This window comes from Corynebacterium sp. HMSC070H05, from assembly GCF_001837615.1.
GTDB lineage: Bacteria > Actinomycetota > Actinomycetes > Mycobacteriales > Mycobacteriaceae > Corynebacterium > Corynebacterium coyleae.
Map to the genome: position 1 here is coordinate 24,223 of NZ_KV833295.1, position 17,056 is coordinate 41,278.

General features: G+C 63.5%; 16 protein-coding genes and 1 tRNA gene. 5 read left to right on the forward strand and 12 right to left on the reverse strand.

Annotated elements, in window-relative coordinates:
* Positions 1-34 precede the first annotated feature (34 nt).
* Entirely contained in the window at positions 35-1,558 is a 1,524-nt protein-coding gene (locus tag HMPREF2617_RS03380; RefSeq protein WP_070820793.1) for an adenylate/guanylate cyclase domain-containing protein, read from the reverse strand.
* 37 nt (positions 1,559-1,595) lie between these two features.
* On the opposite strand from HMPREF2617_RS03380, the gene HMPREF2617_RS03385 reads away from it, so the two are divergent.
* Together HMPREF2617_RS03385 and HMPREF2617_RS03390 are read left to right on the forward strand one after the other, a co-directional pair.
* Positions 1,596-2,810 (forward strand): DNA polymerase III subunit delta', encoded by a 1,215-nt coding sequence (locus HMPREF2617_RS03385; protein WP_070839931.1) that lies wholly within the window; start codon positions 1,596-1,598, stop codon positions 2,808-2,810.
* A 65-nt stretch (positions 2,811-2,875) separates the two neighbouring features.
* Positions 2,876-2,948, forward strand: a tRNA-Thr gene (locus HMPREF2617_RS03390).
* Here HMPREF2617_RS03390 and HMPREF2617_RS03395 read toward each other — a convergent pair.
* On the reverse strand, positions 2,948-4,549 hold the full coding sequence (locus HMPREF2617_RS03395; protein WP_070421531.1) for an AMP-binding protein: 1,602 nt from the start codon (positions 4,547-4,549) through the stop codon (positions 2,948-2,950). The two genes, HMPREF2617_RS03390 and HMPREF2617_RS03395, sit on opposite strands and share 1 nt — an antisense overlap.
* 51 nt (positions 4,550-4,600) lie before the next feature.
* On the opposite strand from HMPREF2617_RS03395, the gene HMPREF2617_RS03400 reads away from it, so the two are divergent.
* Genes HMPREF2617_RS03400 through HMPREF2617_RS03410 form a run of 3 tightly spaced genes read left to right on the forward strand, consistent with a single transcriptional unit; the run spans position 4,601 to position 7,155 of the window.
* Positions 4,601-5,425, forward strand: coding sequence for a GDSL-type esterase/lipase family protein (locus HMPREF2617_RS03400; protein ID WP_070614769.1), 825 nt, complete (start codon positions 4,601-4,603; stop codon positions 5,423-5,425).
* 11 nt (positions 5,426-5,436) lie between these two features.
* Positions 5,437-6,534: an S-(hydroxymethyl)mycothiol dehydrogenase gene (locus HMPREF2617_RS03405; RefSeq protein ID WP_070839934.1), complete on the forward strand. Its 1,098-nt coding sequence runs from the start codon at positions 5,437-5,439 to the stop codon at positions 6,532-6,534.
* Positions 6,535-7,155: an MBL fold metallo-hydrolase gene (locus tag HMPREF2617_RS03410; RefSeq protein ID WP_070820791.1), complete on the forward strand. Its 621-nt coding sequence runs from the start codon at positions 6,535-6,537 to the stop codon at positions 7,153-7,155.
* Here HMPREF2617_RS03410 and HMPREF2617_RS03415 read toward each other — a convergent pair.
* From HMPREF2617_RS03415 to HMPREF2617_RS03460, 10 genes are all read right to left on the reverse strand, one after another.
* Positions 7,152-7,487, reverse strand: a complete 336-nt coding sequence (locus HMPREF2617_RS03415; RefSeq protein WP_070452944.1) for a DUF2304 domain-containing protein — start codon at positions 7,485-7,487, stop codon at positions 7,152-7,154. The genes HMPREF2617_RS03410 and HMPREF2617_RS03415 overlap by 4 nt on opposite strands.
* Complete coding sequence (locus tag HMPREF2617_RS03420; protein WP_070482973.1) at positions 7,484-8,173, reverse strand: glycosyltransferase family 2 protein; 690 nt, start codon at positions 8,171-8,173, stop codon at positions 7,484-7,486. Before HMPREF2617_RS03420 ends, HMPREF2617_RS03415 begins: the two co-directional genes overlap by 4 nt.
* Positions 8,174-8,187: 14 nt before the next feature.
* On the reverse strand, positions 8,188-8,985 hold the full coding sequence (locus HMPREF2617_RS03425; protein WP_070839937.1) for a glycosyltransferase: 798 nt from the start codon (positions 8,983-8,985) through the stop codon (positions 8,188-8,190).
* Positions 8,985-9,851: a glucose-1-phosphate thymidylyltransferase RfbA gene (gene rfbA / locus HMPREF2617_RS03430; protein WP_070482967.1), complete on the reverse strand. Its 867-nt coding sequence runs from the start codon at positions 9,849-9,851 to the stop codon at positions 8,985-8,987. Before rfbA ends, HMPREF2617_RS03425 begins: the two co-directional genes overlap by 1 nt.
* A 79-nt stretch (positions 9,852-9,930) precedes the next feature.
* Entirely contained in the window at positions 9,931-11,364 is a 1,434-nt protein-coding gene (locus tag HMPREF2617_RS11595) for an ATP-binding protein (protein ID WP_070829323.1), read from the reverse strand.
* A 76-nt stretch (positions 11,365-11,440) separates the two neighbouring features.
* The gene (locus HMPREF2617_RS03440; protein WP_070839940.1) at positions 11,441-12,190 is read right to left on the reverse strand and encodes a hypothetical protein; all 750 of its coding nucleotides are present in this window, start codon (positions 12,188-12,190) and stop codon (positions 11,441-11,443) included.
* A 176-nt stretch (positions 12,191-12,366) separates the two neighbouring features.
* Positions 12,367-13,662, reverse strand: coding sequence for a sugar nucleotide-binding protein (locus HMPREF2617_RS03445; RefSeq protein ID WP_070839943.1), 1,296 nt, complete (start codon positions 13,660-13,662; stop codon positions 12,367-12,369).
* Positions 13,662-14,633, reverse strand: a complete 972-nt coding sequence (gene rfbB, locus HMPREF2617_RS03450) for a dTDP-glucose 4,6-dehydratase (RefSeq protein WP_070839946.1) — start codon at positions 14,631-14,633, stop codon at positions 13,662-13,664. Before rfbB ends, HMPREF2617_RS03445 begins: the two co-directional genes overlap by 1 nt.
* 6 nt (positions 14,634-14,639) lie before the next feature.
* Positions 14,640-15,821: a hypothetical protein gene (locus HMPREF2617_RS03455; RefSeq protein WP_070839980.1), complete on the reverse strand. Its 1,182-nt coding sequence runs from the start codon at positions 15,819-15,821 to the stop codon at positions 14,640-14,642.
* A complete protein-coding gene (locus HMPREF2617_RS03460) occupies positions 15,818-17,032 on the reverse strand; it encodes a M1 family metallopeptidase (RefSeq protein WP_070839948.1) in 1,215 nt (404 codons plus the stop codon). Before HMPREF2617_RS03460 ends, HMPREF2617_RS03455 begins: the two co-directional genes overlap by 4 nt.
* Positions 17,033-17,056: the final 24 nt, after the last annotated feature.

The window sequence follows — 17,056 nt, forward strand, 5'->3', positions numbered from 1 at the left end:
CTGCGCTGGGCCGGGGCTGCTGCCGTGCTGGGTCCTATGAGCGGTCCGCCATGGTGGAGCGCACCGGGCGCGCCAACTGCGTCATCTTGTTACGCCCGCGCAACTCCACCGACTTCATCAGCGTCCAGCGCTGCTGCTCAACCTCGTTCGCCGCGCGCAGGGTCGCGGCGTTGGTCAGCACCATGCCCGGAGTGTCCTTCGCAAGGTCGGTGAGGCGGGCGGCGCCGTTGACGGCGTCGCCGATCACGGTGTACTCGAAACGGTCCTTGCCACCGATGTGGCCAGCGACCACGTGGCCCGAGGCGACACCGATGCCGGCCTTCAGTTCGAAGCCGTCCAGGCCGCGCTGGATTTCGCGGGCGGCTTGGAGGGCGTGCGAGGCGGCGTCGTGAAGCGAAACTGGCGCTCCGAACACCGCAAGCGCCGCATCGCCCTGGAACTTATTAATCACGCCCTTGTTGCGGTGCACCACCTCAACCACAACCTCAAAGAACTCGTTGAGCGCCTCCACGACCTCCTCGGGGGTGTGCTGGACGGTGTAGGTGGTGGAGCCGACGACGTCGATAAACAGCACCGCGACCCTGCGTTCCTCGCCGCCGAGCTGCGGGCGCTCCTCAAGCGCTTTCTGTGCGACCTCAGCACCGACGTACTTGGCAAACACGTCGCGAACACGCTGGCGGTCCTGCAGACCCCGCATCATCTCGTTAAAGCCAGCTTGGAGGACGCCGATCTCGGAGCCGTCGTAAATGTCCACCTGCGTATCGCCCTCACCGCGGCGCACACGGTTGATGGCGACCTGCAGCTCCTTAATCGGATCGACGACGATCACCGTCGCAAACGACGTCCCCACAAACCCCGTGAAAATACCTGCTGCGATCAGCGCCACGATCGCCGCCGTCATCTCACCCGGGGTGTCCCGGAAGTAGCCGACGCGCTGCGCCACAGCCAGCAGCAGCACCCCGACCATCGGCACGGCGGAGGTGGTGAACCACGTCAGCATCAACCGAGACGCGATCGGCGGCTGGAGCGTCGAATCCTCGAACCGCCGCGCCAGCGCCGACGCCGCAATCGGACGCACGAGACGCTCCGCCTGCAGATACGTGAGCACCGACACCACAAAACACGTCAGGATGGTGGTGGCGAGGACGACGATGCCCAGGGGGACGTCGACAAGCAACGTGCGCACCGTGACAATCGCAATGCCCAACCCCCACACCGCAACAACGATGATCGTCTGCAACACCGGCAAACGCATCACCAAATGCCGCACCATGTTCGGGTCATGATCATCCGGGCGCCGCTGCCACTCCAGCACCGGCCGGAACAGGAAAAACGTGACGATCATGCCGAGCACAACAGCGATCGCCGCATACAACACCCCGATAAACCCAAGCTGGCCGTTGAGACCTAACTCGTTGACGGCATCCATCGGGATGAGGAAGCGCACGAACAACATGCAGCCCACGGCGCCGAGCAGGTTGGTGCCCAGCACCGTCGCGGCATAGAGAGGCCACGACGTGCCCCAAAGCCACTGCAGCTCGCGCCAGATACGTTCCATGGTCTATCACCTTAGCGCGCGGGTACTCTGGTCACCTGTGACTACCCGCAGCGTTAGTGAGCGTTTGGCTGGCACCCCGGCGGTGCGCGACATCATCTTGTCGGCGGCTGCCACGGCGAGGGGGCAGGGGGATGCGTATGCGATGACGCATGCGTGGCTGTTTACGGGCCCTCCGGGCTCGGGGCGGTCGAATGCGGCGTTGGCGTTTGCGGCGGCGTTGATGTGTGAGAACCCGGACGAGATTGGGTGTGGGCGGTGTAAGGGGTGCCGTGATGCGTTGGCGGGGTCGCATACGGATTTGGTGCATGTGGTGCCGCATACGTCGACGATCAAGGTTGATTTTGTGCGTGATGAGATCGTCGCAAAGGCAGCTCGCTTACCGACGGTCGCCCCCTGGCGCGTTGTCATCATCGAAAACGCGGACCGCCTGGCCACGTCGATCACCACCGCGCCGGCTGACGCGCTGTTGAAGACGGTGGAGGAACCGCCGGAGCGCACCGTGATCATCATGTGTGCGCCGTCGACGGATCCACAGGACTTTTCGCAGACGCTGCGTTCGCGCTGCCGCCATGTGTATGTGCCGTCGCCGTCGGAGGATGAGTTGGTGCGCATTCTCGTCGAGGAGGAGGGGGCGTCGGAGCATGATGCGCGCCTGGCGGCGGTGTCGTCGCTACGCCATATTGGCCGGGCGCGGTTGTTGGTGCGTTCGGAGGCGATTCAGCAGCGTCGTGCGATGGCGATCAACTTGGCCGAGTTGGTGTTTCACGGCCCGCAGGCGTTTCAGGCGGTGGGGTCGTTGCTGAAGGCGGCGGAGAAGGAGGCCGTCGAGGCGCATAAAGCTGACGACGAAGCCGAGCGCGCCAAGCTCGAAAACGCCCTCGGCATGGGTGCGAAGGGGAAGGGGGCGGCGAAGGCGCTGCGGTCGGTGGCGTCGTCGGTGCGCCAGTTGGAGGAGGAGCAGAAGCGTCGTGGCACGCGCCGCAAGCGCGACATGCTGGACCTCGTGTTGGTGGACCTGGCGGGGGTGTACCGGGATGCGATGGTGGTGCAGTCGGGCGCCGATGTTGGTCTGACGCACCCGGACTTTGAGGGGCTCGCGCGTGAGATTGCCGGCCAGGTGTCGGCGGAGGGGCTCGTGGAGTGCCTCGAGGCGATCGGGCAGTGCCGCGAGCGCCTGGACCAGAACGTGACTCCGGCGGTGGCGTTCAACGGCATGATTGGCCGTATAAGGCTGGCGTGCAACGTGTCTTAACCTGCGGGTTTCGCAGGTTGCGCCCGCTAGGTTAAGCTGTCTTCCCGGTGCAGCATTGCTGCCCGGCCACCTTAGCTCAGTCGGCAGAGCGTCTCACTCGTAATGAGAAGGTCGCGAGTTCGATTCTCGCAGGTGGCTCAATTTTTTTGCCCTAGCCCGGGCAGGAAGCGCGGTACGACTTTGCCGACGGCGTTGCGCGGCAGCTTGTCGACGAAGTGCACGTCCCGGGGGATCGAGTGATCGGCCAAGCGCGAGCGCACCCAGTCGCGGACGGCTTCCTCGGTGATTTCGGCGGTTTTGACGACCCAGACGGCGATGCGTTTGAAGGTGTCGTCGTCGTCGACGCCGTGGGCGTAGACCTCGCCGATGCCGGGCATGTCTTCGAGGACTTCCACCACGGATTGGGGGTGGACGTTTTCGCCGCCGACGATGATCATGTCGTCGCTGCGTGATTGCACGTGGAGGTAGCCGTCGGCGTCGATGTAGCCGAGGTCGCCCATTTCGATGAGCCCGTCGATTTCGACGGTGGGGGTGTTCGGGTTGGTGTAGCCGCGCAGGGCGGTTTCGTTGTGGAGGAAGATGCGGCCGGTTTGGCCGGTGGGGGCTTCGCGGCCGTTGTCATCGTAAATTTTGAGCACGGTGCCGGGCGCAATTTTGCCGACGGTGGTGGGGTCTGCCTGCATTTGTTCGGGGGAGGCGGCGGCGGCGAGGGCGAGTTCGGTGGAGCCGTAGATGTTGGCCAGGATGGGGCCGAAGCGTTCGGTGGTGTGGCGCAGTAGTGACGGGGTGACGGCGTTGCCGGCGGTGGCGAGGTAGCGCAGCGACGAGGTGTCGTAGTTTTCGTCGAGGTCCAGCATGTGTTTGAAGAAGATCGGCGAGGAGATGAGGCCGTCGCAGCGGAATGCTTCGATTTGGCGGAAGCAGTTTTCCGGGTCGAATTCGCGTTGCGTCACGATGGTGGAGCGGGTCGCCAGCGCGACTTGCAGGGCAGACCAGCCCCAGGTGTGGAAGATGGATGCGGTGAGTTGGATGGTGTCGCCGGCGCGCCAGGGGATTGCTTCGAGGTATCCGGCGACCACGAATGGCAGGCGTGGTTCGGGGCGCACGATGCCTTTGGGGATGCCGGTGGTGCCGGAGCTCATCAGGACGAGGTTGCCGTGTTTGGGCCAGAGGGGCAGTCGCTTATCGACGACCCCTTTCACCACCACGTCCTCATACGCGCGCACCACGGGTATGTGGGGGATGTCGTTGGGGATGCGGTCGGCGAACTCGTCGTCGATAAAGAGGATGTTGATGTCGTTTTCGGCGATGATGCCGCGCAGTTGCTCGGTGGAGGAGCCGATGTTGAGTAGGAAGATGTGGCCTCCGGTGTAGCCCTTGGCGCCGAGGGGTAGGACGATGCCGCGGCCGTTGCGGGCCATGACGCCGATGCGTAGTTCGTCGAGGCCGCGCTCTTCTTTCTGGGCCAGCAGCCACTTGGCTACGGTGCGGGAGTCTTCGCGCAGTTGGCGGTAGGTCAGCGCCCCGGTGTCGTCGATAAGAGCGAGGCGATCGGGCACTGCTGCGGCGCCTTGTTCGATTTCGCGGGCGGTGGTGAACCAGTAGCGCGCGAGATTCGGGATGAGTGCGAGCGCTGCGCGGGGGCCGCCTTCGGCGCTGATGATGCCGGCGCGTGTAACGGCGGGCACGAATCGCGCGAAAGACTTCAGTAAGAACAGCGGACGATGGGTGGGACGCATGAGGATAATGTAGCCTACCGATACGTAAGTGTCTCGCGTGAAAGGATTTTCGTGTCTGTTTTCCGACGTCTCGCAGCCGCCTTTGTGGCCGCTGCCGCCCTCGTCGCCCCACTGACCCCGGCCGCCCACGCGCAGGAGCGCAACATGGTCATCTTCGGCGACTCCGTTATTTCCGACCCCAACATGGGCCAGTGGGCCGCCGGCAAACTCGGCCTCGACCCGCGCGGGCGCTCCGACAACGGCACCTGGTGCCCGACCTCCGCCACGAACTGGGGCAAGCGCTCCGCCGCGAAACTTGGCCTGCCCGCACGCGACTACTCGTGCACCGGCGTGGTCACCATTTCGAAGGGGCCGGGCTTCTTCCAGCAGGTCGACCGCGCCATCGCGGACCGTGGCCTGTCGCCCGCAACCGCGCGTGTGATCATCTCCGTCGGCTTCAACGACACGTACAACAACAATTCGCGCCCCGACGCCGACATCCGCCGCGACTTCACCCGCTACATGGTTCCGCAGATCAACCGCATCCGCGCCGCCGCCCCGAACGCGCGCATCCAGATCGTCGGCTACCCGAAGGTCACTGCCGGCGACCGCGTGTGCCTGTTCCACATCGCCCCGAACGCCTCCGATTGGACCCGCTTCCAGGAAGTTCAGCGTTGGGAGAACCTCGCCCAGTGGATGCAGGTCGACGCCGCTCGCGCCGCCCGCGTCGAATTCCTAGACCTGAAACCGTCCACGATGAACAACAACATGTGCGCCCCGGATAACCAGCGCATGTGGGCTGGCCTGGTCGATTTCTACGGCGGCCCGGGCAACCTGCCGATCCACGTGAACCAGCGCGGCCACGAGCACGTGGCAAATATCATCGCCCGCTCCTAGTCTGGGAGGGCATGACACAGACTGTTCAAGGAGTAATCGCCCGCGAAAAGGGCGCGCCCGTCGAGGTTGTGGACATTGTGATCCCCGACCCCGGCCCAAACGATGTCGTGGTCAAGGTTCAGGCCACCGGTGTGTGCCACACGGACCTGGCCTACCGCGACGGTGATATTGCCGACGAGTTCCCGTTCCTGCTCGGCCACGAAACGGCTGGCGTCGTGGAGACGGTCGGCTCGGATGTCACCCACGTCGAGCCCGGCGACTTCGTGGTGTTGAACTGGCGCGCAGTCTGCGGCGAGTGCCGCGCCTGCCGCAAGGGGGACACGAAGAACTGCTTCAACACCCACAACGCGTCCCAGCGCATGACGCTTGTCGACGACACCCCGCTCACCCCAGCCTTAGGCATCGGCTCCTTCGCCGAGAAGACCCTCGTGCACGAGAAGCAGTGCACCAAGGTGGATCCGGAAGCCGACCCGGCCGCGGCGGGCCTGCTCGGCTGCGGCATCATGGCCGGCCTGGGCGCCGCCGTGAACACCGGTGAGGTGCAGCGCGGCGAGTCCGTCGTCGTGTTCGGCCTCGGCGGCGTAGGTCTTGCGGCCGTGGCGGGTGCTGTGTTGGCGGGGGCGTCGACGGTGGTGGCGGTGGACGTCGATAAGCGAAAGTGCGATGCCGCGACCGAGAAGTTCGGCGCAACCCACGCCATCTGCTCCAAGGACATGAGCGAAGACGACGTCATCGAGGCCGTACGCGACCTCACCGGCGGCTTCGGCGCGGATGTGGCCATCGACGCCGTGGGCATCCAACCCACCTGGCGCCAGGCGTTCTACTCCCGCGACCTCGCCGGCCGCATGGTCATGGTCGGCGTGCCCAACCAGACCGACCACGTGGACATCCCCGCGATCGACCTGTACGCCCGCGGCGGCTCCATCAAGCCGGCCTGGTACGGCGACTGCCTGCCGGAGCGCGACTTCCCCACATACGTTGAGTTGTACAAGCAGGGACGGTTCCCGCTCGGCGAGTTCGTCTCCGAACGCATCGGTGTGGGCGACATCGAAGAATCGTTTGAAAAGATGAAGCGCGGCGACGTGCTGCGAAGCGTAGTGGAGTTCTAAATGCGTATCGACAACGTCATCACATCCGGCCTGTTCAAACTCGACGGCGGCGAATGGGAGGTGGACAACAACGTCTGGATCGTCGGCGACGACTCCGAGGTCTACATCATCGACGCCGCCCACAACGCCCAAGCCATCGCCGACGCCGTGGGCAACCGACGCGTCAAGGGCATCCTGGCCACCCACGGCCACTCCGACCACATCGACGCCGCCCCCGAACTGTCCCGCCTCGTGAACGCCCCGGTGTACCTGCATCCCACCGACGGGTTCCTCTGGCAGCGCGAGAACCCAGGCGCGCACTACCGCCCGCTTCTCGACGGCGCCACCTTCGACATCGCCGGCACCGAACTACGCGTCATGTCCACCCCCGGCCACTCGCCGGGCTCCGTGGTCATCTACGCCGAGGAAGCCGGCGAACTCTTCTCCGGCGACACCCTCTTCCAGGGCGGGCCGGGCGCGACGGGACGATCCTTCTCGTCGTTTGACACCATCATCCACTCCCTGCAGAAGTCCGTCCTGGACCTGCCGCCGGAGACGGTCGTGCGCACCGGCCACGGCGACCACACCACGATTGGCGACGAAGCCCCGCACCTCGAGGAGTGGATCCGCCGCGGGTTCTAATCGCGTTCGGGCGCCTCGGCGTTCTGCAGCGCTACCGCTCGGGCGAGGCGCGCGTAGCGCAGTTCCTGTTCGCGGAAGCGGGTCCAGGTGGAGATCGTCGTAAAGAAAAATGCGATGACCAGCAGGTAAAGCATGAGGTCCGTGCCGCGGTCCACGCCGAGCCAGTTGGCCAGCACGGTCACATCGTCGGGGCGGACGATCGCCCACACGGCGGCGAGGATCATCAGCACGAAACCCAACTTCACCCACGCCTTCGCGTTCGCCTTGCGGCGGTTAGCGAAGAAGAACCACGCCAGCGCCACAATGGCCAGCAGTAACAACGCCTGAATCATGGCAGCCTCCTTGCCACGAGCCCATCCGCGAGGATGTTCACCCCGTTGATCAACGATTGCCCCTTGGACATGGAGTATTCGGTGTAGAGAATATCCACCGGCTCCTCGTCGACGCGCCAGCCGAACTTCTCGATCATGGTGACGATCTCCGAAGCGTGCGACATCCCATTCATGCGGATGTTCATCTCGTCGGCGACCTTCTTGTTAAACGCGCGCAGCCCGTTGTGCGCATCCGACAGGCCGAGTTTGCGGGTGCGCGGCGACAGCATCACCACCGTTTTCAGCACGACGCGCTTAATCCACGGCACCTGCGAGTTGTCTTGGCCCGCAAACCGCGTACCGACGACAATATCCAGCGGCTCCGTCCGCAACCGCTCAACCATGCGCGCCACGTCCTTGACCTGGTGCTGGCCGTCGGCGTCGAAGGTGACAAAGTACTTCGCGCCGGGCTGCGCACGGGCGTACTCCACGCCGGTCTGGATCGCTGCACCTTGGCCGAGGTTCACCGGGTGGTTGACCAGGTGGGCGCCGGCGGCGCGGATTTGTTCGGCGGAGTTGTCGTGGGATCCGTCGTTGACGGCGACGATGTTGGGGAAGGTTTCGCGGGCGTGGCTGAGCACGTCGAAAATGACCGTGCCCTCGTTGTAACAAGGCACGATCAGCCAAGTGTCTGAAAATCCGGTCATGTCGCTTAAAGAGGTTACTCGCCGCGGTGGAAGAGCACGGAGTAGACGCGCTTAGTTAGCCCGATGGGCAGGGCGCGGTACAGGTTGCGCACGGCGAGGTTCGCCAGCGCGCGTGGCCGCGAGATCAGCCCGTATTCGACGAGGTTGGCCTGCATGGTGCGCTCGGCGCGTCGGGTGTCGGCGCTGGCGCGGCGTCGCAGCTGGTCGTCGGTGACGCGGAAGTAGGTCAGTGGCTCGTCGAGGTTGGCCAGGGTGTGGCCGGCGGCGATGAGGCGCGCCCACAGGTCGTAGTCCTCCATGAACGGCACGTGTTGGTAGCCGCCGACGGCTTTGACGGCGTCGGTGCGGAAGGTGACCGCGGGGTGGTTGAGCGGGGAGTTGATTTTCACGTACGCGTTCGGATCCCGCGGCAGTGCGCGGATGGTGCCGCGGTCGCCGGGGGTGTGTTCGAACTCTTCCATGGCGCTGCCGAGTGCGGCCACGTCCGGGTGCGCCTCCAGGTACGCGAGCTGTTTGGCGAAGCGCTCCGGTTTGGCGGCGTCGTCGGAGTCGATGCGTGCGGTGTAGGTGGCGTTGATCGTCGCTAAGCCTGCGTTGAGCGCCCGGCCTAGGCCGACGTTTTCGGGTAGTTCGACCACGCGAGCGCCATGCTTTGCGACGACCCCACGCACCGCTCCAGACACCTCCCCGTCAAAGACCACCACAACCTCGTCGGCGGGGCGCGTCTGGGCGTCGAGGGAGTTCAGCGTGAGTTCGAGTTCGTCAGCGTCGGTGGCGTGGTAGACGCTCATGAGGGCGGAAAGGGTGGGCATTAGGCCTCCTCGGCGGCGTCGATAAGGTAGCGGCCGTAGCCGGATTTGAGCACGGCCTCGCCGAGCGCGCGCAGCTGGGCGGCGTCGATGAAGCCTTCACGGTAGGCGGCGACCTCCGGCGAACCGATGACGGTGCCGGTGCGTTTTTGCAGCACTTCGACGTAGGAGCTGGCCTCGCTCATCGAATCGATCGTGCCGGTATCCAGCCACACATCCCCGCGGTGCAGGCGGTGCACCTTCAGGTCGCCGCGCTTGAGGTAGGCCTCGTTGACCGAGGTGATTTCCAACTCGCCGCGCGCCGAGGGGGTGATGTTCTTGGCGATCTCCACCACGTCGTTGTCGTAGAAATACAACCCCACGACCGCGAAGTTCGACTTCGGTTGGGCCGGTTTCTCTTCGATGGACAGGGCGGTGCCGTCCGCGTCGAAATCGACCACGCCGTAGCGCTGCGGGTCCGACACCTCGTAGGCGAAGATCGCCCCGCCCTCAATCTCACGCACCTGGCCGAGTGCTTCCAGGATGCCGGCGCCGTCGAAGATGTTGTCGCCAAGCACCAGGGCGACGGCGTCGTCGCCAATGAAATCCTCGCCGATCAGAAACGCTTGGGCGAGGCCTTCCGGCTTCGGCTGTTCGGCGTAGTGGAGCATGATGCCGAGGTGGGAGCCGTCGCCAAGCAAACGCTCGAAATTCGCCCGATCCTCCGGCGTGGTGATGATCAGAATCTCCCGAATACCCGCGCTGATCAGCGTGGAGAGCGGGTAGTAGATCATCGGCTTGTCGTAAATCGGCATCAACTGCTTCGAGATGCCCTGCGTGATCGGGTACAGCCGCGTACCCGATCCGCCCGCCAGAATGATGCCTTTCATAGCCCCGAAGTCTAGTGGGCAGCCACCTTCCCACTAACTTCCCATGTTGGTAAGTAGTTGGGAAGTTGATTGGGAAGCTCTACTTCGTAAGCCGGTACCGCTGTTTCGGGCTTCGAGAAGGCTCAGTGCGTTCAACTCGCCCTTCTTCCATCAGCTGATTCAAAGCCAACTGGATTGCGCTGCGGCTTCTCCCCGTTGCATTTCTTAGTTCAGTGCTTGACCAGGAATGTTGTTCATCGAAAAGTCGGAGAACCTGTTGGTAAGCCGTTTCATGAGTTTCTTCAGCAGCGACTTTCCTCTTATGAAAAGTCACAGAGAAATGCGTGAGAGAATTACTGAAAACAGGAGGCGGCATAAGCGCATCAGCGGTCGCTCGTGTCATCGTCGCGATACCCGTACCTCTATTTTCAGCGACGAGACCCCCGTCATCGAAATGAAGGTCTTCCAAAAAAGTTGCTAGCTGTTGGTTTCTCGTAGAAGACGCACCAGGGGTTCCCAAATTCTCCTTAGTAACACCGCCGTAAAGTCCGCCAGGATTAGATATGACTAGCCTGTCCACGAACATGTCGATCTGTACTGGTGTGCCGAGTGCAGTCGGGGAATAATCGCGATGCATAAGTGCGTTGACGAGTGCCTCGCGAACTGCGATTTGAGGATAGTCCGGTAAATCTCGGCGGAAAACTCCTTCTATAAGACCAGCAGTTCGCATATTTTTCTCAACTAGGCGGACACCTTCGTCTACCAGCTCGGGGATAGGGCCTCTAAGTCGCGCACTATCCAGCAGTCGAATTCCTTCTCCTACCTCGCCTTTTTCGGCACCTGGATAGAGGGCGAAAGTGACTGTCAGTCGTGGATAGAATTCTTGAGGAAAGTCGCCCATTGCTAACAGTGCTGCGAAGGTAGGGGAGTCGCCTTGGAGCACTTGAAGCCGTCGGAGCGCGATGTCTTCCCCGTCCTTAAAGGTCTTCGGACGTGAATTGCGTTGTTGCTGAAGGTAGGACCGAAGAATATTTTCATCTAAGTCGGTTAAGCGTGCTTCTTCGACGGGAGTGCGATCCCAGCGTGGTTGGTGGCTTTCCTCGCGCAATCGATCCACTTCATACGCGGTAAGGCGATGTTCGCTTTCGCCTAAACGGATATAGCTGCCACCGTAGGGCCCACGTGCGGTGATATAACACGGTTTATCAAACGGAGCCATTTCTTTGAAATGTGCAACGACGACACTGGAACCTTCGAATGGCATGACTTCGACCGTTGGACGGACTGGCGGAGTGAGCTTCTCACAAAATGAATTTAGAGAGTCTTGAGTTTTCCGGGAATCGAAGTTGGGAACCGGGGTGAAACCCGATTCTTCGTCGATTCCAAAAATGATGATTCCGCCGTCTTTGTTAGAAAAAGCACTGAGTGTTTCCAACATGTTTTTGCCGGCGCCGGATTTAACTTCTACGTGCTGCTGTTCAGTACCGATTATGCGGAGTTTGTCTAGCAGCTGAGCAAGATCGACCGGCAACATGCCACCAACTTACCAATCAACTTCCCATGTTGGTAAGTAGTTGGGAAGTTGATTGGTAAGTTGCCTGCGACCTCAGTTAGCGCAGGCCCGGGATCTGGAGACCCAACTGTGGTGCGAAAGCCGCCGCGATACCGACGACTGCGAGGACAGCGGCGATCACGCCGACCACGATGCCAGCGGTGGAGGAGCCGTCTTCCTTGCTCGGCTGGCTCGCGGGCTTCGTCGGGAACGCAACCGTGGTGTTGCCTTCACCGAGGCAAGCTTCCTCAGCGTCCGCGTTGGCGTTGAGGAAGGCGTTCAGGCCCTCGAAGTACTTGCCAGCGGAGGTTTTCTCGAAGGTGGAGTAGAACTTCTCCATCTGTGCCTCGTTGCCAAGGACATCGGTGAGACCAAACAAGAGAGCTAGCAGGGCGCCAGCGAAGTTGCCTTCGATATCGCCCTCTTTCTTCCTCGCTTCGACGTAGTAATTATCCCAGTCTGTTTCCTCGGATTCGGTGCCGCCGGCGAGGTTCTGCCCATAGGCAGCTCGCGCGCGCAGCTGCAGATAAAACTTCGCGGTCGACTCATTCATACCTGCCATACCCAGTCGGTTCAGGTACGAGTCCTTGTTCAGGGCGTCGAATGCTGCGTCGAAGGCATCGACAGTCTTGTGGCCGGTGAGTGGTTGCTTGTTGGCGTCGACGAAGTCATTGCCAACGGGACGAGCGGACGGGTATGCGGCTTCGAGCGACAGGTTGATGTCGCGTGCAAACGTCGAGTCGAGTCGGCTTGCCACGTCCTGTTCCATCGATGTCAGGAAATCCTTCTCCGCCGCGGTGAAGGTCACCTTGCATTTGTTTTGGTCGAGGGGGCCGACCTGGGTTGCCTGCGCAGGCGTGACAGCGGAAAGGCCACAGCGGTGGCAGTAGCAAGAGCAAGGAAGCGCGACGTTTTTATGGAAATCTCCTGGGAACGGGGTGGGGACTTCCGTAAGTATAAGCGGGATTCACCCCCTCAGCTGGGCTATCGCATGGCGACGTAGAGCGCGAGCGCCGCCCGCCAATTCGACGGCGCGAACCCCGTGGCCTTGATCTTGTCCAGCGACAGGGTTGATTCGCGGGGGCGCACGGCGGCGTCGAGGCCGTACTCTTCGGTGGTGACGGGGTGGACGTCGGCGGGGTTGCCGCCCATGGCGATGTAGACGGCCATGGCGATTTCGTCGCGGCCGACGGTGTCGCCGTCGGAGGTGATGTTGTACACGCCGTATTCGGCACCGGTGCGAAGCAGGTGCGCGATGCCTTTGGCCAGGTCTTCGGCGGAGGTGGGGCGCCCGCGCTGGTCGGATACCACCTTCGGCGTGGCGCCCTTTTCGGCGAGTTGGGCCATGGTTTCCATGAAGTTGGCGCCGTCGCCGAAGACCCAGGAGGTGCGGATGACGTAGTGCTTGCGGGCGGTTTGCGCGGCGGTGTCGCCGGCGGCTTTGGAGGCTCCGTAGGCGGACAGCGGCGAGGGCACTTCGGTTTCGTCGTGGACCTCGACTGTGCCGTCGAAGATGTAGTCGGAGGAGACGTGGACGAAGGTGAGGTCGTGCTCGTCGGCAAGTCTGGCGAGCGCGGCGGGGGCGGCGGCGTTGGTCGCCCAGGCTGCGGCGCGGTCGGTTTCGGCGCCGTTGACGTCGTTGTATGCGGCGCAGTTGACCACGGCCCAGTACTCGGACCAGTCCATCGCGGGTGGCGCGGTGATGTCGAACTTGTCGCGGCCGACGAACACTGCCTCGTCGTCGGACCAGATCGCACGCAGCGCGCGGCCTAACTGCCCGTTGGCGCCGGTGACCAGGATGCGGCGGGGTGGCAGTGGGGTGGCGTCGGCAAGCATGGGGTGTGCTTGGTCGGCGGCGGAGAGTTCGGTGGGTTCGAGCGGCCAGTCGATCTCGCGGTAGGAGCAGTACGCACCGCCGGGGCTGTAGCGCTGGTTGACCAGGTAGATGTAGGTGGTGTCGTCTTCGAGCGCCTGGAAGCCGTTGGCTACGCCGCGGGGGACGAACACGGCGGTGTCGGGTCCGATTTCGCAGGTGTAGGTCTCGCCGTAGGTGTCGGAGCCGGCGCGCATGTCTACCCATGCGCCGAAGACGCGCCCGGTGGCGACGGAGACCCATTTGTCCCAGGGTTCTGCGTGCATGCCGCGGGTGGCGCCGCGTCGGGCGTTGTAGCTCACGTTTTGTTGCTGCGGTACGAGTGCTTGGCCGGCCCAGTTTTCTTTGAACCAGCCGCGGTTGTCTTCGTGCAGTGTGAGGTCGTGGATTTCAAGTCCTGCGATCATTACTGTCCCCTTTGCGCATATTGCTTCTCGACGACACCCTTACCGTCCTCCCACCACCGACGATTCTCTCGGTACCAGTCGATGGTGTCGCGCAGGCCGGTGTCGAAGTCGTGCTTGGGTGTCCAGCCGAGTTCGGTGCGGAGTTTGGTGGCATCCATGGTGTAACGCTGGTCGTGGCCGGGCCGGTCGGCGACGTGTTCGTAGGTGCCGCCCAGGATCTTGCAGATGGTTTCGATGACCTGCTTGTTTGTGGTGTGTGGCTGGTTTGCGCCGATATTATAGGTTTCGCCGAGCCGGCCGTGCTCGAGGATGGTCAGGACGGCGTCGTTGTGGTCGTCGACATGGATCCAGTCGCGCACCTGGGCGCCGGTGCCGTAGAGTTTCGCCGGCTGGCCGCAGAGGATGTTGGTGATCTGGCGGGGGATGAACTTCTCTACGTGCTGGTAGGGGCCGTAGTTGTTGGAGCAGTTCGAGATCGTCGCTTTGATACCGAAGGAGCGGACCCATGCGCGCACGAGGTGGTCGGAGCCGGCTTTGGTTGCGGAGTAGGGCGACGACGGGTTGTAGGGGGTGGTTTCGGTGAACGCGTCGTTGCCGCCGAGTTCGAGGTCGCCGAAGACTTCATCGGTGGAGATGTGGTGGAGGCGCTTATCAAACTTGCGCACGGCTTCCAGCAGGGTAAAGGTGCCCACCACGTTGGATTGTACGAACGCGCTTGGGTCCCGCAGGGAGTTGTCGTTGTGGGATTCTGCCGCGAAGTGGATGACGGCGTCGGTGTGGGACACGAGGTCGTCGATAAGCGATTGCTCGCAAATGTCCCCCTCGACGAACTCGACGCCCTCGGGGACGTTGGCGCGGTTGCCGGCGTAGGTGAGTTTGTCCACCACGACGACACGGTAGCGCTGCGCTGCCATGCGAGCGAAGTTCGACCCGATGAAACCGGCGCCGCCGGTGACCAGCAAAGATTCCATATCGCGTTACCTTACAAGGCCCGCGAGGTGCACGAGCGCACCGACAACCGGCCCGATGAACAGGGCGACGGTAACCGAGGTGGCCACGCCCCACGGCGCGATGAAGAGGACGGCGAAGGCGCTCAGCGTCGCCGCGACCCAGCCTGCCACGTAAAACGCATGCCGTTCCAGCGCGAGTACTGCCACGCCGGTGATCATGAGCATGCCCATAAACGCCGAGGCGAACGTGAGCAGTCCGAGCGTGAGGCCGGCGACGAACAGTTCCGGTTTGAACGCGAGGCGCAGGATCCACGGCCCGATGAGCCACGCGGCGGCGAACCCCACCACGCCGAGAGCAAGCACCGCGCCGATGGGGGCGGCCAGCGCCTTGTAAATACGGTCGCGGTGTTCCACGAACCGCACCACCAGCGCCGATTGGAAGCGTTGTAGCGGCACGAGCACGGGTGCGCGGGTGAGCATGACGGCATTCGAGATCGCGGCGACGGTCAGGGAGGTCTGCGGGTCGTCGGGAAACGCGGCGCTGACGGCGGTGGGGAAGCCGGTGATCAGCGCTGCGGAGGCGCCCGAGGCGGTCATGGCGGAGAGGACGCGGCGTACGAATGTGGCGCGGTCCACGTCCAGCGTGACGCGTACCGGGTCGACGGCGAGGATGACCACCCAGCTCAGGGCGCCGATGACGGTGATGATGAGGAACTCGCGAAGCCCACCGCCAAGCAGCAGCGTGAGCACGGCGAGGACCAGGCGCGCGCCGGAGTCCAACGCCACGAGTGCGGCGTAGCGCTCCCACAGTCCCGCACCCGACAGCACGCCGGAGAGCACCGATTGGAACGCGTAAGACAGCAGGCCGAACGCCAGTAGCGCGGTGGCCAGCGTCGGGTCGGAGGGGACGATCGTGCCCATGCCGAACAGGCCGAACACCGCCACGAGCGCCAGCGCCACCCCGCCGATGACCGCACCCATGCGCCACGGGTTGGCGTTGCCGCGAGTGCCGTCCTCGCGGGCGGCGGCGACGGCGCGGGTGGTTTCGTGGGTGATGCCGTCCACGATTCCGGCGCAGGCGAAGAACAGCCCCCAGTAGGCCAGGAAGTACCGGTAGCCGGTTTCTACGTCCAGCGCCCAGCCGGCAACCCAGACGACGACCAGCCCGCTGATGGCGGCGAACACTGTCGCCAGCGAGAGGTGTTTCACGGGCACTCCGGCAGTTCGGCGCGCTGCACCCATGCCTCCAGGATTGGGGCAATGTCGGCACCGTTGCGGGCAAAGGCGTCAATGAGCGTTTGCGTATCGACGATCCCGTCCGCGTTCGCAGCCACATAATCGCGCACCGTGTTGAAGAAGACTGGGTCGCCGACGCTTCGTCGTAAAGCATGCAGCGTGATCGCGCCGCGTTTGTACACGCGGTCGTCGAACATGTCGCGCGGGCCCGGATCCGCCAGGGTAAACCGCATGGGGGTGAGTTTGTTGTAGTGGGTGCGCACGGAGTCGTCGATAGGCATCTGTCCTGCGTGATCCGCCCACAGCCACTCGGCGTAGCAGGCGAAACCTTCGTTGAGCCAGATATCGCGCCAGTGGCCGATGCCGAGCGAATTGCCGAACCATTGGTGCGCCAACTCGTGCGCGATCAGCCGCTGGTTGCGGCGCAGGTGGTTGATGCCGAAGATGGACAGGCCCTGCGCCTCGAGCGGGATTTCCAGCGCCTCCTCGTGCACGACTACCTGGTAGTTCTCAAACGGGTATGGCCCGAAGACGGTTTCAAAGTAGTCCAGCATTGCCTGCTGTTTGTTTAGGTCGCCGGGTTGCGCGCCGGGCAGCCATGCGACGACGTTGCGGCCGAGCTCCACGCGTTGGAACTGGCCGACCTGCACCGTGGCCAGGTACGTCGGCATCGGGTGCGCGGTGGTGTTGGTGACGGCGATGTAGTCGCGGTCGGTGCGCACGTTAAACGTGTAGGTCGCCTTCTCGTCGGGGGTGTCGTTGCAGGGGAACCAGGTGGGTGCGCCGTTGGGCTGGTTGGCGGTCAGCGCGCCGTTGTCCAGTTCCTCCCAGCCGAGTTCGCCCCACGCGGTGCGTCGCGGGCGGGGGTTGCCGCCGTAGCGGATGGTGAGGGTGAATTCGGTGTGGGCCGGGAGGTCGTCGTGAAGCGAGATGCGCAATTTTCCACCCGACTGGCGGAAGCGCTTGATGCCACTGCTTATCGACGACTCCACGCGCCGAACCGCAAGCCCCTCCGCCACATCCAACGTCAGGTGGTGCAGGGCTTCGGTGGTGGTCAGCGTCAACGTTGCGGTGGCGTTGAGCCGGTTGGGTCCGACGATGTAGTCGAAATCCAGGTCGTAATGCGTGACGTGGAACCCACGGTTGGGTTCCACGCCCGTGTAGTTGTCGCTGCGGCGTTTCATCGCCTGCGAAGTCTAGTCCAGCGC